This window comes from Amycolatopsis ruanii (assembly GCF_003385175.1).
GTDB classification, from domain to species: domain Bacteria; phylum Actinomycetota; class Actinomycetes; order Mycobacteriales; family Pseudonocardiaceae; genus Amycolatopsis_E; species Amycolatopsis_E thermalba.
Genome location: NZ_PQHY01000016.1, coordinates 19,951 through 42,443, shown reverse-complemented (window position 1 = coordinate 42,443; position 22,493 = coordinate 19,951). Strand labels below are relative to the sequence as shown.

At 73.5% G+C, this 22,493-nt stretch carries 21 protein-coding genes; 11 read left to right on the top strand and 10 right to left on the bottom strand.

The window, feature by feature from the left end; genetic code table 11:
* Positions 1-3 precede the first annotated feature (3 nt).
* The 6 genes from D0D28_RS11495 (at position 4) to D0D28_RS11470 (ending at position 7,588) form a co-directional block, all read left to right on the top strand.
* On the top strand, positions 4-639 hold the full coding sequence (locus tag D0D28_RS11495; protein ID WP_116110566.1) for a cysteine hydrolase family protein: 636 nt from the start codon (positions 4-6) through the stop codon (positions 637-639).
* Between the two features lie 76 nt (positions 640-715).
* Positions 716-2,131: a helix-turn-helix domain-containing protein gene (locus D0D28_RS11490; protein WP_116110565.1), complete on the top strand. Its 1,416-nt coding sequence runs from the start codon at positions 716-718 to the stop codon at positions 2,129-2,131.
* A 278-nt stretch (positions 2,132-2,409) separates the two neighbouring features.
* Entirely contained in the window at positions 2,410-3,882 is a 1,473-nt protein-coding gene (locus D0D28_RS11485) for a purine-cytosine permease family protein (RefSeq protein ID WP_116110564.1), read from the top strand.
* 27 nt (positions 3,883-3,909) lie between these two features.
* Positions 3,910-5,202, top strand: a complete 1,293-nt coding sequence (locus D0D28_RS11480) for a flavin monoamine oxidase family protein (RefSeq protein ID WP_116110563.1) — start codon at positions 3,910-3,912, stop codon at positions 5,200-5,202.
* Positions 5,202-6,164, top strand: a complete 963-nt coding sequence (gene speB / locus D0D28_RS11475) for an agmatinase (protein WP_205413230.1) — start codon at positions 5,202-5,204, stop codon at positions 6,162-6,164. Before D0D28_RS11480 ends, speB begins: the two co-directional genes overlap by 1 nt.
* Positions 6,164-7,588 carry a gamma-aminobutyraldehyde dehydrogenase gene (locus tag D0D28_RS11470; protein ID WP_116110561.1) on the top strand — a complete coding sequence of 475 codons (1,425 nt, stop codon included), beginning with the start codon at positions 6,164-6,166 and terminating at the stop codon, positions 7,586-7,588. The genes speB and D0D28_RS11470 overlap by 1 nt, the downstream gene beginning before the upstream one ends.
* 25 nt (positions 7,589-7,613) lie before the next feature.
* On the opposite strand, the gene D0D28_RS11465 is transcribed toward D0D28_RS11470, so the two are convergent.
* Together D0D28_RS11465 and D0D28_RS11460 are read right to left on the bottom strand one after the other, a co-directional pair.
* Positions 7,614-9,080, bottom strand: a complete 1,467-nt coding sequence (locus D0D28_RS11465) for a PP2C family protein-serine/threonine phosphatase (RefSeq protein ID WP_116110560.1) — start codon at positions 9,078-9,080, stop codon at positions 7,614-7,616.
* A gap of 153 nt (positions 9,081-9,233) precedes the next feature.
* Complete coding sequence (locus tag D0D28_RS11460) at positions 9,234-10,379, bottom strand: UDP-N-acetyl glucosamine 2-epimerase (RefSeq protein ID WP_116110559.1); 1,146 nt, start codon at positions 10,377-10,379, stop codon at positions 9,234-9,236.
* A 175-nt stretch (positions 10,380-10,554) separates the two neighbouring features.
* Between D0D28_RS11460 and D0D28_RS11455 the strand changes: the two genes are divergently transcribed.
* From D0D28_RS11455 to D0D28_RS11445, 3 genes are read left to right on the top strand one after another with little or no spacing between them, the layout of a single operon-like run.
* Positions 10,555-11,796, top strand: a complete 1,242-nt coding sequence (locus D0D28_RS11455) for a sensor histidine kinase (RefSeq protein ID WP_116110558.1) — start codon at positions 10,555-10,557, stop codon at positions 11,794-11,796.
* The gene (locus D0D28_RS11450; RefSeq protein ID WP_094002594.1) at positions 11,793-12,479 is read left to right on the top strand and encodes a response regulator transcription factor; all 687 of its coding nucleotides are present in this window, start codon (positions 11,793-11,795) and stop codon (positions 12,477-12,479) included. The genes D0D28_RS11455 and D0D28_RS11450 overlap by 4 nt, the downstream gene beginning before the upstream one ends.
* Positions 12,463-12,645, top strand: a complete 183-nt coding sequence (locus D0D28_RS11445; protein ID WP_116110557.1) for a hypothetical protein — start codon at positions 12,463-12,465, stop codon at positions 12,643-12,645. The genes D0D28_RS11450 and D0D28_RS11445 overlap by 17 nt, the downstream gene beginning before the upstream one ends.
* Here the strand turns inward: D0D28_RS11445 and D0D28_RS11440 are convergent.
* The gene (locus D0D28_RS11440) at positions 12,629-12,889 is read right to left on the bottom strand and encodes a hypothetical protein (protein ID WP_094002596.1); all 261 of its coding nucleotides are present in this window, start codon (positions 12,887-12,889) and stop codon (positions 12,629-12,631) included. The two genes, D0D28_RS11445 and D0D28_RS11440, sit on opposite strands and share 17 nt — an antisense overlap.
* Positions 12,890-13,042: 153 nt before the next feature.
* Here D0D28_RS11440 and D0D28_RS11435 point away from each other — a divergent pair, with 153 nt between their 5' ends.
* Complete coding sequence (locus D0D28_RS11435) at positions 13,043-13,510, top strand: hypothetical protein (RefSeq protein WP_116110556.1); 468 nt, start codon at positions 13,043-13,045, stop codon at positions 13,508-13,510.
* Between the two features lie 69 nt (positions 13,511-13,579).
* Here D0D28_RS11435 and D0D28_RS11430 read toward each other — a convergent pair whose 3' ends face one another.
* The 7 genes from D0D28_RS11430 to D0D28_RS11400 form a co-directional block, all read right to left on the bottom strand.
* On the bottom strand, positions 13,580-14,569 hold the full coding sequence (locus tag D0D28_RS11430) for a ferritin-like domain-containing protein (protein WP_116110555.1): 990 nt from the start codon (positions 14,567-14,569) through the stop codon (positions 13,580-13,582).
* 154 nt (positions 14,570-14,723) lie between these two features.
* On the bottom strand, positions 14,724-15,146 hold the full coding sequence (locus D0D28_RS11425) for an ATP-binding protein (protein WP_094002599.1): 423 nt from the start codon (positions 15,144-15,146) through the stop codon (positions 14,724-14,726).
* A gap of 121 nt (positions 15,147-15,267) precedes the next feature.
* A complete protein-coding gene (locus D0D28_RS11420; protein ID WP_116110554.1) occupies positions 15,268-16,725 on the bottom strand; it encodes a purine-cytosine permease family protein in 1,458 nt (485 codons plus the stop codon).
* A gap of 22 nt (positions 16,726-16,747) precedes the next feature.
* Positions 16,748-17,470, bottom strand: a complete 723-nt coding sequence (locus D0D28_RS11415; RefSeq protein ID WP_116110553.1) for an enoyl-CoA hydratase/isomerase family protein — start codon at positions 17,468-17,470, stop codon at positions 16,748-16,750.
* Positions 17,467-18,651 carry an acyl-CoA dehydrogenase family protein gene (locus tag D0D28_RS11410; protein WP_116110552.1) on the bottom strand — a complete coding sequence of 395 codons (1,185 nt, stop codon included), beginning with the start codon at positions 18,649-18,651 and terminating at the stop codon, positions 17,467-17,469. Before D0D28_RS11410 ends, D0D28_RS11415 begins: the two co-directional genes overlap by 4 nt.
* A 31-nt stretch (positions 18,652-18,682) precedes the next feature.
* Positions 18,683-20,752: an acetate--CoA ligase family protein gene (locus tag D0D28_RS11405; protein WP_116110617.1), complete on the bottom strand. Its 2,070-nt coding sequence runs from the start codon at positions 20,750-20,752 to the stop codon at positions 18,683-18,685.
* A complete protein-coding gene (locus D0D28_RS11400) occupies positions 20,749-21,570 on the bottom strand; it encodes an SDR family NAD(P)-dependent oxidoreductase (protein ID WP_116110551.1) in 822 nt (273 codons plus the stop codon). Before D0D28_RS11400 ends, D0D28_RS11405 begins: the two co-directional genes overlap by 4 nt.
* Positions 21,571-21,803: 233 nt before the next feature.
* On the opposite strand from D0D28_RS11400, the gene D0D28_RS11395 reads away from it, so the two are divergent.
* The gene (locus D0D28_RS11395; protein WP_094002604.1) at positions 21,804-22,433 is read left to right on the top strand and encodes a TetR/AcrR family transcriptional regulator; all 630 of its coding nucleotides are present in this window, start codon (positions 21,804-21,806) and stop codon (positions 22,431-22,433) included.
* The last annotated feature ends 60 nt before the right edge of the window (positions 22,434-22,493 follow it).

Below are 22,493 nucleotides of genomic sequence, written 5' to 3'. Positions count from 1 at the left end.
GGGATGGGTTACCGGCTGGACCCGATCGAGCCCGGGCGCACCGCGCTGATCGTGGTCGACATGCAGCACGATTTCCTCGCGCCCGGCGCGCCGCTGGAGTCGCCGGACGGCCGGGCCATGGTGCCGCGGCTCAACGAGACGCTGGAGCTGTGCCGGCGGGCGGGGGTGTTCGTGGTGTTCACCGCGCACGTGCACCGCGCCGACGGTTCGGACATGGGCCGGTTCGCCGACCTCTACCCGCCCATCGCCGAGCGGGCGGCGCTGATCGACGGCACGCCCGGCGCCGAGCTGTACGCGGAGGTGGACCGGCGGCCGGACGAGCCGGTGATCCGCAAGCACCGCTACAGCGCGTTCTTCGGCACCGATCTGGAGATGATCCTGCGCGGGCGCGGGATCGACACCGTGGTGGCCACCGGCGTCACCACGGAGGACTGCGTCCACGCCACCATCCGCGACGCGATGTTCCGCGACTTCCGGCCCGCCGTGCTGTCCGACCTGTGCGCGACCTACGACCACCCGGACCTCGGCCACGGCGCGATGAAGGCCGCCGAGGTCCACGCCGCCACCCTCGTGGTGCTGGCCCAGTCCACAGCGGACGTCCTGACGAGCGAGGAGTTCCGGGCGCGGCTGTCCGGCTGATCAGGGTGCCGGCCGCCGCTCGGCGGCTTCGCCGCCGGCGCGCCGTAGTCTGGACCCTCCGCGAGGGAGGTGCCGGTTGCTCGTCGAAGACCTGCTGTCCGATCCCGCGCTCGCGCTGGACGTGCGGGTGTCCGGCCGGGTGCGGCGGCCGATCCGGTGGGTGCACACCATCGAGGTCGCCGACCCCGGCCGGTTCCTGCGGGGCGGCGAGGTCGTCCTCACCGCCGGGGTGTGGCGCGCGAGCGGGGTCCCGGCCGAACGGTTCGTCGCCGATCTCGCCGCCGCCGACGTCGCCGCGGTCGGGTTCGGTCTGGTCACCGCCGGGGACGAGGTGCCGCCGGAGTTCGTCGCGGCGGCCGCGGAGCACGGGCTGACCTGCTTCGTGGTGCCGGTGGCGGTGCCGTTCGTGCAGATCGTCGAGACGTTCGTCAGCGTCAAACGCGCGGAATGGGAACGCCCGCTGCGACGGCACCTCGACCAGCACGACGCGATCGTGGCCGCCCTGCGCCACCGCCGCGGGGTGGCCACGGTACTGCGGATCCTGGTGAGCCAGCTCGGCATGCCGGTCGCGCTGCGCTCCGGCGGCACCGTCACCGGCGAGGTGCCCGAGCCGCCCCACCCGCTGCCGCTGATCGGCGAGGGCCTCGCCGACGCGGAGATCCTCCTGCCCCGCCCGCTGCCGGACCTGGACGTCGACGCCCAGGCGGCGGTCGTGCGGGCGATGCCGTTCCTGGCGCTGGAGCTGGAGCGGGAACGCGCCGTGCGCGCGACGGAGCTGCGGTACGCGTGGGAGCTGTTCGAATGGATCCAGGGCGGCACGACGAGCGCCGCGACGCTGGCGACGCGGTTGCGCTCCCTGGGGGTGGGCACCGATCGCCCGATCGCGGCGCTGGTCCTGCGGACCGACCCGGATTCGGGCGCCGCGGACCGGCTGCGACGGCTGCTGGACCCCGGCTCGGTCGTCGTCGAGCGCGGGCCCGAGGTGCTCGCCCTGACTCCGGCGCCCCGCTCGATGGCCGAACTCGCCGGAAGCCTGCACGCCGGACTGCAGCGGGCGGGCGTGCACGGGCACCTGGGCGCGGGCAGCCCGGGCGGGGCCGCCGAGCTGCGGCTGAGCCTGCTGCAGGCCCGCCACGCCGCCGAGGCCGCCGCGGCGCGGGAGTCCAGCGGCTGGCTGACCTACGAGCAGCTGCACAGCCCCACGCTCCTGCTGGCGGCCCAGGACCCCGACCTCCTGGCGGCGACCGCCAAGGCGGTGCTGGGCCCGATCCTGGAACACGACGAACGCCGCGGCGGGGACCTGCTGCCGTCACTGGCGGTGTTCCTGGATTCGGGCGGCCGCTGGCAGGAGTCCGCCCAGGCGCTGCACGTGCACATCAACACGCTCCGGCACCGCATGCGCCGGGTGGAGGAACTCACCGGCCGCAGCCTGGCGAGCACCCAGGACCGGGTGGACCTCTTCCTGGCCCTGCGGGCACTGAACCTGCCGTAGGTGCGGTGCCGGTTCGCTCCGACCGGGGGGAACCGCTCGCTCCCTTCGGCAGGGCATAGGGGCAGGCTGGCGCCTGCCCCAAGGGGTCGGCCTGTTCCCCCCCGGTCTTCGCTGGGTGGGCCGTCGGCCGCCGTCAGCCCCGTTGTGCGATCCGACAACGCCCCTGCCGGACTTGGGACGATCGGTGACTTACGGCACCCCGCCATCTCGGCGCACCCTGGTCGCCGCCGGGAGAACCGGCCGGTTGACCACCACCAGCGCCACCAAGGAGTTCGCCAATGGCTGTTGAACCTCCGCCGACCACGCGCGCCATCGAGGTGCACGGGGTGGACACCATCCCGGACGCCGACCGCACCGGCCGTCCGCGCGACGTCGCGGGCATCCTGGTCGGCTCCAACCTGTGCCTCGGCGTCGTGATCTTCGGGTGGCTGCCCGCGTCGTTCGGCCTGGGTTTCTGGGCGGGTGTCACCTCGATGATCACCGGCACCCTGCTCGGCACCGCGCTCGTCGCGCCGCTGGCGCTGGTGTCGCTGCGCACCGGGACGAACCTGTCCACCAGCAGCGGCGGCCACTTCGGGGTGCGGGGACGGCTGATCGGCTCCGTGATCGGGCTGCTGCTGTCCCTGGGCTACGCCGCGCTCACGCTGTGGACCGGCGGCGCCGCGGTGGTCGGCCCGCTGGCCCGGCTGCTCGGCCTCCCGGACGGCGCCGCCAGCTACGTTGTCGTGTACGCGCTGCTCGCGGTGCTCGCCGTGCTCGTGGCGGTGTTCGGCTACCGGCTGCTCAACCGCATGGGCCGCTGGCTCGCGATCGGCATGACCGTGCTGATGCTCGCCGGGTTCGCCGCCTACGCCGGGGACTTCACGACCGCCCCGGTCGTCGAGGGCGGCTACCTGCTCGGCGCGTTCTGGCCGACCTGGCTGCTGTCCACGGTGGCCGCGGGACTGTCCGGGCCGATCGCGTTCATCACCCTGCTCGGCGACTACACCCGCTACGTCTCGCCACGCCGGTATCCGGCCCACCGCGTGGTCGCCGCCACCGCGGGCGGCATGATCGGCGGTCTGCTGATCCCGCAGCTGTTCGGGACGTTCACCGCGTTCGCCACCCGCGCCGGTGAGGACTACGTGGGCTCGCTGGTGCAGGCCGCCCCGGTGTGGTTCCTGGTGCCGCTGCTGCTCAACGGCCTGTTCGGCACGGTCGGCAACGCCGGCATCCTGCTCTACAGCATGGGCCTGGACCTGGACGCGATCGTGCCGCGGCTGTCCCGGGTGCGGGCGACCGTGCTGGTGTCGGTGATCGCCACGGTCCTGGTGTTCTGCGGCTACTTCGTGTGGGACGCGCAGGACGCGGTCACCGCGTTCGTGCTGCTCATCACCGCGCTGGGCACCCCGTGGGCGGTGATCACGCTGATCGGGTTCGCCCGCTGCCGGGGCCGCTACGACGCCGACGCGCTGCAGGTCTACAACCGGCGCTCGCGCGGCGGGATCTACTGGTACACCGGCGGGTGGAGCGTCCCGGCCGTCGTCGCGTGGACCTTCGGCGCGGTCCTGGGCCTGCTGTCCGTCGACACCACCGTCTACCACGGACCGCTGCTCGCGTTCACCGGTGGCATCGACGTCAGCTTCCTGCTCGCCGCGGCGGGCAGCGGCCTGGCCTACTTCCTGCTGACCCGGCGCAGCCCGCAACCCGTGCCCGGAGACGACCCGCGGCTCGCCGCCCCCGGCCGGTCCTCCGTGGCCACCCCGTCCTGACCTGGATCCAGAAACGGAAAGGTAATCATGGAACGCTACGACGTGGTCGTGATCGGCGCCGGTTTCGCCGGGCTGACCGCCGCCCGTGACCTCGGCGCGGCCGGCAGGCGCGTCCTCGTCCTGGAGGCGCGGGACCGGATCGGCGGGTCCACCTGGTACCGCCCGGACGCCATGGACGGCGCGGGCCTGGAGATGGGCGGAACCTGGATCGTGCCGCAGCAGCCGCACGTCTTCGCCGAGGTGGAGCGCTACGGCATCGCCGTGCGGGACAGCGAGCTGCCGCAGCGGATGACCTGGTCCGCGGGCGGCAAGGTGCTGGACACGCTGCTGCCGGTGCCGCCGGAGGAGTACGGGGCGCTCGAACACGCGCTGCGGCAGCTGCTCGCCGCGGGCGCCCGGCTCGACCCGGAGCGGCCGCTGTCCGAACAGGACCTCGCCGACCTGGACGTGCCGATCCGGCGGTGGGCCGACGACGCCGGCCTCACCGGCAACGCGCGGGAGCTGCTGATCTCCTGGTTCTGCGGCTGCGCGAACGCCAGCGAGGACACCGGTTCCGCGCTGGACATCATCCGCTGGCTGTCCTCGATGGACAATTCCCTGTGGGGGATGGTGCAGGCCAGCGTGCTGGGCTACACGTTCACCGACGGCACCGTGTCGCTGGCCCGCGCGATCCTCGACGACAGCGGTGCGCGCCTGGAGCTGTCCAGCCCGGTCTCGGCCGTGCGCGCCGACGACACCGGTGTCGTCGTGGAGCACGCCGGGGGAGCGGTGCGCGGCGACCGGGTGCTGGTGACCGTCCCGATCGGGGTGCTCGGCGACATCGAGTTCAGCCCCGGGCTGCCCGCCGACAAGCGGGCCGCGTCGGCGGAGAACCACGCCGGGCAGGGCCAGAAGATCTGGGCGCTGGCGCGGAACGTGCCCGAGGACCTGAGCGGGTTCGGCTGGGGCACCAGCTTCGACTACGTCGGCGCCATGCACACCACGGAACGCGGTGTGGTGCTGGTGTGCTTCGCCCCGGAACACGACCGCGTGGACGCCGCCGACCTCGCCGACGTGCAGCGCGCGGTGCGTGAGTTCGCCCCGCGGGCCGAGGTGCTCGACGCGTGCACGCACGAGTGGGTGCACGACCCGTACTCGAAGGGCACCTGGGCCACCTTCCGCGCCGGGCAGTTCGCCCGCTACGAGCTGGCGCTGGGCCGTCCCGAGGGCCGGGTGCACTTCGCCGGATCGCACACCGCCCGGCGCTGGCGCGCCTTCATCGACGGGGCGATCGAGTCCGGCCGCCGCGGCGCCGCCGAGATCCTCGCCGCCGACCAGTGATGCCCGAAGGAGACGACGTGACCAACCCGATCGGCCCGGTGGACGCCACCCGGGTCCCCCGCTACGGCGGCGACACCACGTTCGCCCGGCTGCCCCGGCTCACCGACGTCCCGGACGCGGACGTCGTGGTGTGGGGGGTGCCGTTCGACAGCGGGGTCAGCTACCGCCCGGGGGCCCGGTTCGGTCCCAACCACGTGCGGCAGAGCTCCCGCCTGCTGCGGCCCTACAACCCGGCCCTCGACGTCGAACCGTTCGGCCGCGTGCAGGTCGCCGACGGCGGCGACCTCGGGGTCAACCCGTTCGACCTGGACGAGGCGATCGCCACCGTGGAGTCCGGCGCGCGGGAGCTGTCCGGCACGCGGCGGCGCCTGCTCACCGTCGGCGGTGACCACACGATCGCGTTGCCGCTGCTGCGCGTGCAGCACGAGCGGCACGGCCCGGTCGCGGTGCTGCACTTCGACGCGCACCTGGACACCTGGGACACCTACTTCGGCGCCCCGCACACCCACGGGACCCCGTTCCGCCGCGCCGCGGAGGAGGGCCTGATCGACTTCGCGCACTCGGCGCACGTCGGGATCCGCGGCCCGCTCTACGCCCGGCTCGACCTGGACGAGAGCGAGAAGCTCGGGTTCGCGGCCGTGCACTGCCGGGACTTCGCCCGGCAGCCGCTGGACGAAATCATCGAGCGCGTGCGGACGCGGCTCGGGGACCGCCCGGTGTACGTGTCGCTGGACATCGACGTGCTCGACCCGGCGTTCGCGCCCGGCACCGGGACGCCGGAGGCGGGCGGCCTGTCCAGCATGCAGCTGCTGGAGGTGCTGCGCGGGCTGGACGGGCTGAACGTCGTCGGCGCCGACGTCGTCGAGGTCTCCCCGGCCTACGACCACGCCGAGATCACCGGGATCGCCGCCGCGCACGTGGTCTACGAGCTGCTCAGCGTCCTGCCGGTGGGAGGCCGCTGATGCGCGTGGTCAACAACGTCGTCGACGGCACGGTGGTGGAGGCGGCCGACGGTCGCCGCACCGACCTCGTCGATCCGTGCACCGGCAAGGTCTTCGCGGTCGCGGCCCTGTCCGCGGAGTCCGATGTGGACGCCGCGTACCGGTCGGCGGTCCGGGCCTTCCGCGACTGGCGCCGCACCACTCCGGCGCAGCGGCAAGGGTTCCTGCTGCGCCTGGCCGCCGAGCTGGAGCGCCGGGCGGAGGAGTTCGTCGCGGCCGAGGTGGAGAACACCGGCAAGCCCGTGGCGCTCACCCGCGTCGAGGAGGTGGGTGCCGCCGTGGACCACCTGCGCTTCTTCGCGGGCGCGGCGCGGTTGCTGGAGGGCACCGCCGCCGGTGAGTACGCGCCGGGCCACACCTCCTACGTGCGCCGGGAACCGGTCGGGGTGATCGGCCAGGTCGCGCCGTGGAACTACCCGCTGCTGATGGCGGTGTGGAAGATCGCGCCCGCGCTCGCGGCGGGCAACACCGTGGTGCTCAAACCCGCGGACACCACACCGGTGACCGCGTCGCTGCTCGGCGAGCTGGCCGCCGGGATCCTCCCGCCCGGCGTGTTCAACGTCGTGTGCGGCGACCGGGACACCGGCCGGGCGGTGGTCGCGCACCCGGACGCCGCGATGGTGTCGATCACCGGCTCCACCCGCGCCGGGCAGGAGGTCGCGGCCGCGGCGGCCCGGGACGTCAAGCGGGTGCACCTGGAGCTGGGCGGCAAGGCACCGGCCCTGGTGTTCCCGGACGCGGACGTGGCGGAGGCCGCCGCCGGGATCGCGGCGAGCGGGTTCTTCAACGCCGGCCAGGACTGCACGGCCGCGACCCGCGTCCTGGTGCACGAGGCCGTGGCGGACGAGTTCGTCGAGGCCCTGGTCGTGGAGGCGTCGGCGACCCGGTGCGGGCCGCCCTCGGACGAGGACGCCGAGTTCGGGCCGCTGAACAACGCCGCCCAGCTGGAGCGGGTCTGCGGTGTCGTGGCGGACCTGCCCGCCCACGCGCGGGTGCTCGCCGGCGGGTTCCGCGTCGGCGGCGAGGGCTTCTTCTTCGCGCCGACCGTCGTGACGGGGCTGCGCCAGGACGACGCGGCGGTGCAGGAGGAGATCTTCGGCCCGGTGCTGACGGTGCAGACCTTCGCGAGCGAGGAGGAGGCGGTGGAGCTGGCCAACGGCGTGGACTACGCGCTGGCCGCCAGCGTGTGGACCCGCGACCACGGCCGCGCGATGCGCCTGACGGCCGGGCTCGACTTCGGCGCGGTCTGGGTGAACACCCACATGGTGCTGGTGGCGGAGATGCCGCACGGCGGCTTCAAGCACTCCGGCTACGGCAAGGACCTGTCGCACTACGGCTTCGACGACTACACGCGCGTCAAGCACGTGATGCACCGCCTGGGCTGACCGTGCGGTGGTCCGGTCGTGACGGTCAGCGCTCCTGGGCGGCCCGGCCCGGTGCGCCGGTGTTCGTGACCGCCAGCCCGCTCTCGGTCGTGGTGGCGGCCAGGGCGAGCAGGGCGACGTCGTCGTCCAGGCCGTGGGGCAGGCCGGTGAGCAGGGCGACGGTGTCGGCGACCAGGGCGGCCGCGGTGGTGGGGCCGGTGCGGGCGGCCAGGAAGGCGGCTACGCCGTCGATGTCGAGCAGCCGTCCGTCGGCGTCGCGGGATTCGGACAGGCCGTCGGTGTAGAGCAGGAGCGCCTGGCCGGGGCGCAGGAGCACGGTGGTGGCGACGAACCGGGCGTCGGGCAGGGCGCCGACGAGCGTGCTGCCGTGCAGTTCCACCGGGTGCACCCGCGCACCGCCGTGCCCGGTGGGGGCGGGGATCAGGTGGAACGCCGGTGGATGTCCACCACCGGCCAGGCGGACCACGGTACCCCCGCTCTCGTCGTCGGCGGGGGTGATGGTGCCGTAGAGGACCGTGCAGAAGCGGCTCCCCACGGCCGGGTCGGCGAGCAGCGCGGCGTTCAGCGTGGCCAGCACGGCGAGGGGGTCGTCGACGTGCTGGTGGGCGGCGGCGCGGAGGGTGTAGCGGCTCAGCGAGGTCAGCGCGGCGGCCTCGGCGCCCTTGCCGCACACGTCGCCCAGGAAGAACCCCCATCGGCCGTCGTCGAGCGGAAACACGTCGTAGAAGTCCCCGCCGACCTCGTACCGGGAGGCGGGGTGGTAGTGGCAAGCCAGCTCCACGCCCGGGATCGACGGCAGCGCGGGTGGCAGCAGGGTCTGCTGCAGTGTCGCGGCGTACGCGGCGATGGCGGCAGCATCGCGTTCGGCCCGTTCCCGCGCGGCCTGTTCGGTCTCGGCGCGAGTGGTCTCGGCCTGGCGGAGCAACCGTTCGGCCCGCACCGCGCGCAGCGCCGCCCGGCGCAGCTCCAGCTCGTCCATGACGATCGCGGCCAGATCGGTCAGGATCGCGGTGTCCTCGGGGGTGATCACGCGGGGCCGGGTGTCCAGCACGTTGACGGTGCCCAGGCGGTGGCCGTCGGCGGTGGTGATCGGCGCGGCGGCGTAGAACCGCACCCCGAGGTCACCGGTCACCAGCGGATTGCCCGCGGCCACGGGATCGCGCAGCGTGTCGGGGATGACCAGCGCCTGGTCCTGGCAGATCGCCGAGGCGCACAACCCGGGGTCACGGCCGATCTCGGGCACTCCCTCCAGGCCGTGGGCGGCCTTGAACCAGATCCGGTTCTCGTCCACGATCGACACGGTCGCCACGGGCACCTGCAACAGGTGCGCCGCCATCGCCGCGACCCGGTCGAACGCCCCGTCCGGTGGGGTGTCGAGGACGTCGTAGCGGCGCACCGCGGCCAGCCTCGCGTCCTCGTCCTCGGGTAACGGCGCGGGCACCGGCCGGCGCGGGTCGTGTCCGTCCAGCGTCGACGCGTGCTGTTGCGGCATCCGGTTCCTCCCTTGTGCGCTGCCGCGACCGTTTCGGGTCCGTGATCGGCGGCTCGCGCTTCCACCCTAGGCAACGACGCACACCTTGGCAGCCGGCGGCGCCTCCCGGTTCACGCTGCCGGGAGGCGCCCGGGGCATCGAGACCGCGCTACTTCAGCGGTTCAGCAGGGACAAGTGGTGGACGGCGTCGGCGATGCGCTCGCTGCTGCGCCCGTCCCCGAACGGGGAGGGCGTGTCCGCGAGCCTGGCGCGGCACTCGACGCCGTCGGTGAGCCAGTCCAGCGCGATCCCGGCGATGTCGTCGTGCGGCCGCACGAGCTTGCCGAAGTCCCGCAGCACCTCCGGGCGTTCGGTGGATCGCCGGACGACCAGGATCGGCCGCTTCAGCACGGTGGCTTCCTCCTGCACCGATCCCGAGTCTGAGACCAGCAGCGCGGCGTGCTTGGCCAGCGCGAGGAACTCGGAGTGCCAGAGCCGGTTCACCACGCGCAGGTTCATCGCGGACGCCAGGACACCGGCGCGGATCACCGCGGCCCTGGTTCGCGGGTCGACGGGCAGCACGACCGGGTATCCGGCGTCGGCGATTCCGGAGAGCTGGTTCGCGATCGCGAACAGCGCTTCCTCGTCGTCGGTGTTCTCCGGCCGGTCGAGGGTGGCCAGCACGTATCCGTCCGGCTGGAGTCCCCACTTCCGCAGCACGTTGATCCGGTCCGGCCCGGGCATGAGCCGGTGGTGCACGGCCTCGGCGGTGGTGGTGCCGGTCAGCCGCACGTCCCGGCCCCCGAGTCCCTCGGCTTCGAGGTTGCCGACCTCGACCGGGGTCGGCGCGCAGAGCACGTCGGAGACCCGGTCGGCGAGCACCCGGTTGCGCTCCTCGGGAAGCGCGAGATCGTGGCTGCGCAACCCGGCCTCGACGTGCACCAGGGGGATGCCGTGCGAATGAGCGGCGAGCGCGCCGGCGAGCGCGGTGTCGGTCGCGCCGTGCACGAGCACGACCTCGGGGCGGTCGGCGGCGAAGAGCCGGGTCAGCTGTTCCAGCGCCCCCGCGACCCGGAAGCTCCGGGATCCGGTCCCGGTGCCGCCGCCGAACTCCGGGTTGGGCAGTGCGCTGGGGGAGTGGTTCCCGGGCCGCACCACCCTGGCCCGCCGGCCGAGCCGGCACAGGACCGGGGCGAGTTTGAAGATTTCCGGCCGCGTCGCGAGGATCAGTGCGACGCCGCCGGAGCGCGGTGCCGCGCCGGCGATGAGCGGAGGCCGCCGGGTGGCCGGTCGGTCGGTCTGCGGCAGGATCGCGGTCATCGGTTCCTCCAGGTCAGGGGCGGTTGGTCTCCTCCAGCACAGCTCAGCCGGGGGGAGGTTCGCGTCGTCCTGGGGTGACGGCTCACGCCGTCTTGTAGCCCCCGGTTGACGAAGTGGTCGACGCGCCACTCGATCGAGGCCGTGGAAGTCGCCCCGGCGGCGGTGAGCTGTTTCGATGGGGGAGGTGATGGAGCGTTGGCAGCAGCTGTTCCGGTCCCGGCGACCGCGTGACGCGATGGCTGCGCTGGTGATCGCCGGTCCCGCGGCGGTGGGGCTGCTGACCGGCTTGCACCGCACCGCTCCCGTGTCGCTGTCGGTCTACGCCGCGGTCGCGGCGTTGTGCGCGGTGGTGGTCGGGCGGTGGCGGCGGGAGTACGACTGGGCGGCCACGGTGGTGGCCTGCGCCACGTTCCTGATGACGAACCTGCCCTACGCGAACTACGTGATGACCTACTCGCTGGCCCGGCGACGGCGCTGGGCGCTCGCCGTCACCTGCATGGGGTTGCTCCTGGTCTGGCCCGCGCACCAGCTGTTCTTCGAGCCGGTCACCGGCCCCGGCCGGCTGTTCGAGTTCGAGACCAGCCTGCCGTCGAGCGGGCTCGACGGGCTGGTCTACTGGTCCCTCGCCGCGGTGGCGCCGCTGGCGATGGGCGCGGCGAAGAACAGTCTCGAGGAGGCGTTGACCGAGCGCGAGCGGCACGCCGCGCAGTCGGCGGAACGGCAGCGACGGCTCCGGGAGAGCACGCTCAGGGAGCGGAGCCTGACCGAACGGGCGCGGCTGGCGTCGATGATGCACGACGGCGTCGGCCACCACGTCACGGTGATGGTGAGCATGGCGGGCGCGATCAGCGTCGACGCCGCGGTCACCGAGCCCATCCGGCGGCGCAGCGAGCTGATCGTGAGCGTCGGCCAGAAGGCCATCGGGCAGCTCGGCGAGGTGCTCGACGTGCTGTCCACCCCGATCGGGGAGATCGACGGGGTGGCCGACGGGTTCCGCATCGCAGACATCGAGTACCTGGTGCGGGACTACCGGTCGCTCGGTGTCGAGGTGGCCTACTCGCCGGCGGCCGGGCCCGTGTGCGACTCGACCGGCGAGGACCTGTGCTATCGCATCGTGCGGGAAGCGCTGACCAACGTGCTGCGGCACGCCGGTGCGCCGCGAGCCGACATCCGGCTCACCCAGGCGGCGGGCCGGTTGCGGTTGACGGTGTCCAGCCCGGTCGCGCCGGAGGACCGGCCCTCCTTTCCGGGAACGGGCCGGGGCCTGCGCCTGCTCGCCGAGGAGGCGGCGCTGGCCGGCGGCAGCCTCACCGCCGGTTCCTCGGCCGACGTCGGCCGGTTCGTGCTGGAGGCCGACCTGCCGCTGTCGCCGGGCGGTCGCGAGGCCGGGGAGCCGATGGGACGATCGACATCGTGATCAGGGTGCTCGTCGTCGACGACCAGGCTCTGATCCGCGCCGGGACCAGGGCGATCCTGGAGTCCGCGGAGGACATCGAGGTGATCGGTGAGGCGGCGGACGGTGCCGAGGCGGTCGTGGCCTGCCGCGAGCACCGGCCGGACGTGGTGCTGATGGACCTGCGCATGCCCCGGGTGGACGGGGTGACCGCCACCGCGCAGCTGAAGAAGGACCCGCGGCCACCGCTGGTACTGGCGCTGACCACCTTCAACGACGACCAGCTCATGATCGAGGCGCTGACGGCGGGCGCGGACGGTTTCCTGCTCAAACAGCTCACGCCCAAGGACCTGATCAGCGCGGTCCGGGCGGTGCACGGAGGCGCCGCGGTGCTGAACATCGAACTCGGCAAGCGGATCCTCCGGCGCCTCTCCGCCAGGACCACCGCCGCGGCGACCGCCTTCCCGGACGCCGCCGAGCGGCTCGACCTGCTCAGCGAGCGTGAACGCGAGGTACTCGGCCACGTCGGGCTCGGCCTGGACAACACCCAGATCGCCGAACGCCTCTACATGAGCCTGTCCACGGTCAAGACCTACGTTTCCCGCATCCTGGCGAAGCTGCGGCTGGACAACCGCGTTCAGGCCGCGCTGCTGGCCGACCAGCTGCGGCTGACACCCGGCGACCACGACGGTGCCCAGCCGGGTTGACGGCCCGGCGCTGGGCGACATCCAGCTGCTGCTGGACCTGGGCCCCTGGGCGAACCACACCGACGAGGGTGTGGCGACGCCCGCCCGGCAGTCCGACCCGCCCGTGCCGGTCGGTCCCCGCATCGGTGGCGGGCCGGCGGCGTGGCGGATCACGGTGCGGGGGTGATCGGCACTTCGACGAGATCGGTACGGCCGGACAGGTCCCGCCACGTCGTGTGGTGCCGGTCGTCGTCGGTGTGCCAGCACTGGTCGCCGCCGAGGTGCCACCTGCGTCCCTGGTCGTCCCGGACGGTGGTGGCCCGGCTCGGGGCGGTGGGACAGCGGCCCGCCAGCCACACGGCGGGCTGACGCATCGTGGAGACGTCCATCGTGGTGTCCTGTTCCTGCGGAGCGGCCAGTACCTGGCTCACCCGGGTATTCGTGGTGGCGCCGTCTCCGGTTTGGCGAGCTGCGCACGGGGTGACCCGGACCGGCGGGGGCCACCAAACCCGACTGGCGTTCGTGACGAACGAGGGTTGACCGGCAGGGCGGTTCGCGCCTCGCCGAGCAGGGATTTCCGGATCATGAGTGTCAGCCGGCTGCACGTGCAGGCGTCGTTGTGGGACCACCGCGGCGTGGTGTTCGCGGCGCTGTTCATGGAGGGTGAGGTGGGTGCCCGGTCCGGCGCGACGGTGGTGCGAGATGCGTTGTTCCGGGTCGTCCTGGCGCGCGGGGTGCGGCTGACGACGGATCTGGACCATCTGCCCCTCCACGCGGCGCCGGGGTGGCGTATGCACGTGACCAGGCGGGGTGAGCTGACGCTCGAGTGGCCGCATTTCCAGCCGCTGCTCGCGGATGCGGTGCTCGATGTTCCCGGGAACTGGGTGGAGGTCGCGGCCGGGCGCGGCGTCGTGCTGGTGTTCGTGGGTTCGGGTTTCGGGCTGCGTGAAGGGGAATCCGGTGGTCGCGGGCACGCCGCCACGCAGGTGCGCCGCGCCGCGGAGACCGGCGCGCTCGCCGCGGGCGCGGTGTCGTTCACGGCATCGGCCTGACCTCCGCGAGTGCGCATGCCGCGGGGCCCGGCCGCACCCGGAGGCGCGGCCGGGCCTGGCGGGAGGCGATCAGGCGTTGCCGGCGCTGGTGTTGATTTCGCCGTTGACACCGCTGGGGAAGAACCCGCCGCGGGTGGTTTGCCCGGGGGTGAGGTAGACGATGTTGAGCACCTGGGCGGCGCTACGGCTGTAGGTGACGCCGAACTGGTCCGTGGGCACGATGTTGGCGTTGCCTCGGGCGTCGCGGACGCCCTGGTCCAGATCGGTGGTTCCGTCGAGGCTGTCGCGCGCGTCGGAGAGCTTGTTCGCCGCGTCGTCGAGATTGCGGCTGAGCACGCCCGCGCCGAACACGTTCGCCCCGGTTTCCAGGATCGAGGTCCGGATGTTGGCGGCGTGGTAGGCCTCGGCGGCGAGGATGCCGGCGGCCGCTTCGAGGTAGGTCTTGTTCTGGATGAGCGGTGCGGCGCCCTTGTAGGCGGTGACGCCGACGTCCTCGAAGAGGAACGCGGCCAGCAGGAAGTTCTCCTCCGAGGCGTAGGGGTCGAACGTGCGGCCCTGCCGGACGATGCCGGCCGCCTGTGCTGCCGCGGTGAAGCTGGTCTGGACGTCGATGGCCGGCTGGGCGACCGCCGCCGAGCCCAGTGCGCTGCGCAGGAACCGGACGTGCGCCAGCTCGTCGCCCGCGATCTCCTCGGCGTACTGCCGGATGCGCTTGGAACGGAACCGCACCCGGCGCCCGCCGGTCACCGGCCCCTGGTTCCCGCGTCCCGTCCGCAACGTCTCGGGCAGGCCCTCTCCGCGCACCGCATGCAGGTAGAACTGGGCTTCCAGGTACTCCGGGTTCAACGCGAAATTCAGGACCGACGCATCGCTGAGCTGCTGCGCGTCCTGCCGGGTGCGTGCCGCGGTGGCGGCCGAGGCGAAGCCCGGCGAGCCGAGCGCGCCGGCACCGACGACACCGAGGCCGGCCAGGCCGGCGCTGCGGAGGAAGCGCCGCCGGTCCGCGGGCGTCTCCGCGCTCCGGTGGATGATCTTGGCGACGTAGTCTTGGCCGAACATCGTGCTCCGTTCGAAGACCCTGCCGGCGCGTAGCACCGCGCCGGCAGGTGTGACAGCGGTCACGAGCGCGGATTCGGAGCTGGACGGGCTTCGGTTTGGAGCCGAGGCACCTTTCACTCGCTCGAAGGACGGCGGGACGAGCCGGGATGTGCGGTCAGGCGGCCTTCCAGGGCCAGGTCATGGTGACGGTGGTCCCGGTCGAGGTGCTGGTGACGGTGACTTCGGGGGCGAGGGCGCGGATGAGGGGGAGCCCGCGGCCGCGCAGGGGATCGCTGAGCCCGTCGCGCCATCGCCCGGTGTCGGCGACGCAGACCACGATCGCGCCGGGATCGTGGCGGGCGGTGACGGTCATGGTGCCGTGCGTGCCGTCGGGATAGGCGTGGTCCACGACGTTGGCCATGGCCTCGTAGGCGGCGAGTTCGAGGTCGGCGGCCAGCTCGGGCGGCAGCCCGCGGCCGCGGACCCAGCCGAGGAGGACCCGGCGCAGGATGGTGGCCTGAGCCGCCACGGCGGTGACCTCGCGGACGAGGGCCTCGCCGGATCTTCGGCCGGGCTCGTCCACCGCGTCGAGCGCCATCCGGATCCCCTCTCGCCGCTGCCGCGATCGAGGCTACTCCACCCGGAGCCGGAGCCGCCCGGACGCGGAGCGAACCCCGGCCCGGCGGCGAGCACCGGGAAGTACTCGCCGCCGGACGGGATCAGCGGACCTCCGCCGTCTCCAGATCGGCGTCCGCGCGGGCGATCAGCGCTCGCTCGGCCGCGGTGTCCAGGCTGCGGCACACCAGCAGGTACACCGCGCCGGACACGACCAGCCCGGGCAGCATCGCGATGTCGGTGCCGCCGAGCAGCCGCGCCACCGGTCCGGTGTAGACCGCGGAGTTGACGAACGGCAGCATCGCCACGAACCCGATCGCGTAGGCCAGCAGGCCCCGCCAGCCCCAGCGGCCGTACATGCCGCGCGGGTTGAAGATCTCCCGGATCGAGTAGTGCGTGTGCCGCACCCAGAAGAAGTCCACCAGATTGATGGCGGTCCACGGCGTGAACAACAACAGCAGGACGCCGAGGAAGTGCTCGAACTCGTGCAGGAAGTTCGCCGACGCCGACAGCGCCACCGAAGTGGACAGCACCGCGCAGACCACCAGCGTGACGATCCGCTTGGCACGGCTGGACCGCACCGGCCGCACCGAGTCCGCAATGGACAGCAGGGTCAGCGACGCGCCGTAGAAGTTCAGCCCGGTGATGGTGATCAGCCCGAGCAGCGCGAGCACCACCAGCACCGTCCCGAACCCGGGGAAGATCGCGTTCCCGGCCTGGTGGATCGCCTCCGAGGTGTTCAGCCCGGCGTTGAGCGAGGCCGCCACCGCGCCGACCAGCATCATCCACGCGCCACCGATCAGCGCGCCGAGGTAGGTCCACCAGAACGTGGCCCGCACCCCGACCGTGCGCGGCAGGTAGCGCGAGTAGTCCGACACGTAGATCGCCCAGCTGAGCTGGTAGGCCGCGGCGACGAAGAACTGGATGGCGAACGCCTCGGCGTGGAAGCCGGACGCGGAGAACTGCCCGGCCGGGATCTCGCCGGTGAACCCGATGCCCACGCTGAACACACCCAGCACCAGCAGCAACCCGTACGCCAGCCACCGCTGCGCCTTGTGGATCCAGTCGTAGCCGAACACCGCCAGCAGCACGGCGAGGACCGTGAACACCAGGTAGGCCACGGTCGGGTCGACCCCGAACAACAGGTGCGCCGCCTCCCCGGCGAGCAGCTGGTTGAACGCGTTGTAGCCGAGGTAGGTGACCAGCGCGACCACCCACACCAGCAGCGCCCCGAGGTAGCCGAACTGCGGGCGGGACTGGATCATCTGCGGCAGCCCGAGCTGCGGCCCCTGCGAGGAGTGGAACGCCATGAAGAACGTGCCGAACGCGCAGCCGGCGACGATGGCGATCCCGGTCCACAGCAGATTCGACCCCATCGAAATCCCCAGCACGCCGGTGGCGACGGTGGCGAGGTGCGCGTCGCCGGTGAACCACACCGGCCACAGGTGCCAGGCCTTGCCGTGCCGTTCGCGCAGGGGTACGTAGTCGATGGAGCGGGATTCGATGCCCCGCAGGCCGCCGGGGCGTGGCGGGGTGTTCCGGGAGTTGACGACGGTGTCCATGACTCCTCCGGTGGGGTGAAGGTCAGGTGCGGTTGAGCGCGGCGTAGGCCAGCTGCTCCAGCAGCAGCGCGGTGCGGTGCGAGGACTCGGCGGCGGCGTCGATGACCTGCTTGGTCCAGGCCAGTGCCTGGGGTGGCGCGGCCGCGAGCCCGGCGGCGAGCGCGCGGGCGCGGTCGACATGCGCCCCGGCCGGCACGACCTCGGTGAGCAGACCCCAGCTCGCCGCCTCCGCGGGCCCGAACCGGCGGCCGCGCAGCACCAGGTCGCGGGTGCGGGCCGGGCCCAGCTCGCGCACCACCCGGGCGATGCCGCCGGAGCCGGGCAGGATGCCGAGCCCGATCTCGGGGAAGCCGAACTCGGCCCGCTCGTCGGCCACCCGCAGGTCACAGGCCAGCGCGAGTTCCAGCCCGCCGCCGAGGCAGTAGCCGGTGATCGCGGCGACCGTCGGCTGCGGCAGGTTCGCGACCGCCTCGTACACCGCGCCGGACGCGCGGTAGTAGGCGGCGATCGCGGCCGGCGTCATCTCCCGCAGCTCGGTGACGTCCGCGCCGGCGGAGAACACCGCCGCCCCGCCGGTGATCACCACCGCGCGGGAGTCCACGACGGACGGTGACCGCAGCGCCTCGGCGAGCCGCGACTCCAGGTGGGTGGACAGGGCGTTGCGCTTGGCGGCCCGGTCCAGGGCGACGACGGCGATGCCGCCGGCCGTCGTCACCCCGACCGCGCCGGCGTCCGGCCCGGTCACTCCGCCTCCGGGAAGGTGACCAGCGAGCCCAGGCCGCGCTTGGCGACGTGGTTGGCGATCACCAGGCGCTGGATCTCCGAGGTGCCCTCCCAGATCCGGTCCACCCGCAGCTCCCGCCACAGCCGCTCGACCGGGTACTCGCGCATGTAGCCGCGGCCGCCGAAGATCTGCTGGCAGCGGTCGGCCACGCGGTTGGCCGCCTCGGACGCGGCCAGCTTGACCGTGGCCGCCTTGGCGTGCAACGTCTTGCGCACCGTCGGGTCGTCCAGGTCGGCCTGGTCGAACTCCCACGCCACCTGGTGGGTCAGCGCCCGGTTGGTGGCGATGTCCACCACCGAATCGGCGATCATGCCCTGGATCAGCTGCCGCTCGATCAGCGGCACCCCGCCCTGCACCCGTTCCCGCGCCCAGTCGGTGGCGAGGGTGAGCGCGCGCTCGGCCGCCCCGATCGTGCGGGCGCCGATCATCAGCCGTTCCTCGGTGAACCAGTCCCGGGTCAGCTCGTAGCCCTGGCCGACACCGCCGAGCACCGCGTCCGCGCCCAGCCGCACGTCGGTGAAGGTGAACTCGGGGTGCTCGTAGACGAAGGTGTGCGTGTAGCGCGGCACCCGCTTGATCCGCACCCCCGGCGTGCCGGTGTCGACCAGGAACATCGTCGGCCCGCCGTCCGGCACGTTCGCCAGCACCAGCAGGAAGTCGGCCGCGTCGCCGACCGTGACGAACCACTTCTCGCCGTTGAGCAGGTACCCGTCGCCGTCGCGGACCGCCGTGGTGGCGATCCCGGACGGGTCGGACCCGGCGTCGGCCTCGGTGATCGCCACCGCGTCCCGGCGGTCGCCGCGCGCGTCCGGCACCAGGTAGCGCTCGCGCTGCTCGGGGGTGGCGTGCACCAGCGGGTTCGCCGGCCGCCACACCGTGTCCCACAGCGCGTTGGTCAGCTTGCCCAGCTCGTCCTGCACCACGACCTGCTCCAGCACGGACAGGCCGGCCCCGCCCCACTCGACCGGGGTGTTGATCGCCTGCAGGCCGCTGGCCAGGACCTCCTGCCGGATCGCGGCGTGCGCCTCGGGCGGCAGGCCGTTCTCCCGCTCGCACTGGTCCTCGTACGGCATGATCTTGGCAGTGAGGTCGGCGGCCCGCTGCTTGAGCTCGGCCAGGCGGGGGGAGTAGGCGAAATCCATCGTGATCCTTCCGGTGTCGGGAAACTTGGTGTCAGTCGTCGGCGAGGACGATGCGGGCGTCGAGCGCGGTGACCCGGCCGGGCGCGGCCAGCAGGGGGTTGATCTCCAGCTCGGCGATCTCGGGGTGGGCGGCGGCGAGCGCGCTGATCGTGGCGACGACCCGCGCGGCGGCGGGCACGTCGACCGGCGGGCGGCCGCGGGCGCCGGTCAGCAACGCGGCGGCGCGCAGGCTGCGCAGCAGCTGCTCGGCACCGGCCTGGTCCACCGGGGCGAGTGCGAAGGCGACGTCGGCGAGCACCTCGGTGAACACCCCGCCGAGGCCGACCATGACGACCGGCCCGAACCGCGGGTCCCGGCGGACGCCGGCGATCAGCTCGACGGTGTCGCGCAGGTCGGCCATCGCCTCGACGGTGTAGCCGGGCGCCCGCAGCCGGGCGTGCATGTCCGCCAGCGCCGCCCGCAGCTCGTCCGCTGTGGACAGTCCCAGTGCGACACCGCCGGCGTCGGACTTGTGCAGCAGCCCTTCGGCCTTGAGCACGACCGGGTAGCCGATCCGCTCGGCCGCGGCCACCGCCTCCGCGGCGGTGGTGACGCGGGCGCCGTCCGGGAACGCCACCCCGGCGGCGGCGAACAGCGCCCGCGACGACCAGTAGCCGTCGTCGGTGACCGGTTCGGCCGGTGCGGGCACCGCGGCCGGGGCTTCCGGGGCGGGGGCGGACCCGAGCAGCGCCAGGGCGCGGGGGGCCTGCTCGACGGCACCGAACACGGGCACCCCGCGCTCGGCGAGCGCCCGCGCCGCCGGGCTGTCCGCGCGCATGGTGTGCACCACCACCGGCTTGCCCTGCCCGCGCACCAGGTCCGCGATGCGGTGCGCGGTGGCCAGCTCCCCGGCGCCCAGCCGCTCCCCGTACTCCCGGTAGCCGCCGAAGTAGCCGGTCATCAGGACCGCGTCGGTGTCCGGTTCGGCCAGGGTGACCTCGAGCACCCGGGTGAACGAGGTGATGTCCTGCTCACCCGCGCACGCCAGGTCGATCGGGTTGCGCACACCCGCCGACGGCGGCAGCTCGCGGCGCAACGCGGCCGACAGCCGCGCGGAGAACTCGGGCACCGCCAGGCCGGCGGCCTCGGTGACGTCCGCGGCGACCGAGGCGTGTCCGCCGCCGTCGGCCAGGACCGCCACCCGGCGCACCTCGACCGGTCCCTGCTGGCGCAGGGTGGCGGCCAGGTCGGCGAGCTCCCGCGGCGTCGCCACGCGGTAGACCCCGGCCGCGCGGCAGGCGGCGTCGATGACGTCGCTGTCGGAGGTGAGCGAGCCGGTGTGCGACGCCGCGCCTCGCACCGACGCCGCGCTGCCGCCGACGGTGAGCAGCACGACGGGTTTGCCGGCCCGCCGGGCCTGCGCGGCGGCGTCGGTGAACTCGCGGCCGTCGCCGAAGTCCTCGCAGTACACCGCGATCAGCTCGGTGCCCGCGTGCCGGGTGCACGAGCGGATCAGGTCGGCCACGCCCACGTCGGCCTGGTTGCCGAGCGAGGCGAAGCGCGCGAACCCGAGCCCGTGGCCGGTGAGGAACCCGCTCAGCTCCAGCGCCATGTTGCCGCTCTGCGACAGCAGGCTGACCGTGCCGGACGGCAGCGGGTTGGAGGCCAGGGTGAGCCCGGTGGTCGAGTCCGCGACGCCGAGGCAGTTCGGCCCGAGCAGGACGGCCCCGGCGGATCGCACCCGTTCGGTGACCCGCTGCTGCAGCGCCGGGCCCTCGGCGCCGAGCTCGGCGAAGCCCGCGGTGATGCCCACGACGGCGCGGGCGCCCGCGGCCAGGGCGTCGTCCACGGCCGCCTCGAACCCGGCCGCCGGCACCGCCACCACCACCAGCTCGACCGGTTCGGCGAGCTCGGCCAGCGAGCGGGCCGCGGGGCGGCCGAGGACGGTCCCGCCGCGGCGGTTGACCAGGTGCACCGGGCGGCGGCCGAGCATGCGCAGCGCCTGCACCGCGATCCAGTTGCCGTACTTCGACTCGTCGTCGCTGGCGCCCACGACCGCGACCGACGACGGGTCGAACAACACGTCTGCGTCCCGCCCTGCGCGGGGGAGCACGGCGGTCATCGCACCGGCTCCGGCGCCGGGTGGCCGGTGCCCCACGCGTCCGCGCCACCGTCGACCGTGATCGTCGTCCCGGTGACGTACCGGCCGCCCGGCGAGGCCAGGAACGCCACCACGTCGGCGACCTCCTCGGGCGTGCCCAGCCGCCCGAGCGGCACCGCCTGCGCCCAGCGCGCCCGGTCGGCGGCGGGGTAGTTCTCGCGCAGGCCCTCGGTCTCGATCGTGCCGGGCGCCACGCACAGCGAGCGGATGCCGTAGCGGCTCCACTCCAGCGCCAGCCCCGCGGCGAGGTTCTCCAGCGCGGCGCGGGCGGCGGTCGCGTGCACCATGCCGGGGATGCCGCGGCGCGGCGAGAAGGCGAGGAAGAACACCACGCCGGTGCGCGCGGGGATCATCGCGCGCACCGCGACCTCCCGGGTGACCGCCCAGCTGCCGTCGACCGCGAGCCGGTGCACGGCCCGCCAGCCCTTGGCGGTGATCTCCTCGGCGGGCGCGGCGAACTGGCCCCCGGCGTTGTTGACCAGCACGTCGATCCGGCCGAACTCCGCCAGCGCCCGGTCCACCAGCCGTGTCACCTGCTCCTCGTCGCGGATGTCCGCGGGCACGGCCAGCGCGCGGGCGCCGAGTTCGGCGATCTCCCCGCGCACCTTCTCCAGGTGCTCGGCGCGGCGGCCGGCCAGCACCACCCCGGCGCCGCACCGCGCCAGCGCGAGCGCGGTCGCCCGGCCGATGCCGGTGCCGCCGCCGGTGACCAGGGCGATCCGCCCCGCCAGCGCGTCCGGCCGGAGCACGCCCTCGTGCCCCTGCCCGTTGAGTGTCATCGAGCCCCACCCTTCTCCAACCGGTCTGACTGATGCGTCAGTTAGCGGCATGGTGTGGGTGGTTGTCAAGAGGTGCGGTCGGGGTCTGGGTGAGAAGAACGCTGGTCAAGTGGGGATATGCCCGGGTCGACCGGCCTTGACCGATTCCGCGCGGTGGTCTGACTGACGCGTCAGTTGGAGGGGTGTGGTTAGATCGGGGCCGGGACAGCACACCGGCAGAGGGAGGACCAGGAGTGCCCACCGCGGCCGAGAGCGCCACCAGCACACCGCCCGCCGAGCCGGAACGGGACGCCCGCCGCGCGGCGATCCTCGACGCCGCCGCGCGGCTGATCGCCGAACGCGGCTACCACGCCGTGCGGGTCGCCGACATCGCGCGCGAGGTGGGGACCAGCACCGGCGCGGTGCACTACTACTTCCCGGGCAAGAACGACGTGCTCACCGCGGCGCTGCGTAGCGCGGTGGACCGCGCGTTCGAACGGCAGAGCGCGGAGCTGCGCCGCTTGGACGACGCGCACGCGCGGCTGCTCCGGCTGATCGAGATGCAGCTGCCGAAGGTCGGGGTGGTGCGCGACGAGTGGTCGGTGTGGATGCAGTTCTGGGCGGAGGCGACGATCAACCCGGAGCTGCGCCCGGTGCACAACGCCTTCTACGCGCGCTGGCACGACACGATCGCGCGGATCGTCCGCCGCGGCCAGCGGCAGGGCACCTTCTCCGCCGACGTCGACCCGGACGAGGTGGCCGTGCGGCTGAGCGCCCTCACCGACGGCCTGGCGATCCAGGTGCTGACCGGAGCGCCGGGCATCACGGTGACGGTGATGCGGGAGGTCCTGGTGGCTTTCGTGCGCCGCGAACTGTCCGTGTGACGAGTCGGGTACGGCGTCGGCAGGTGGCCCGCCACCTGCCGACGCCGAGCTGTCACTGGC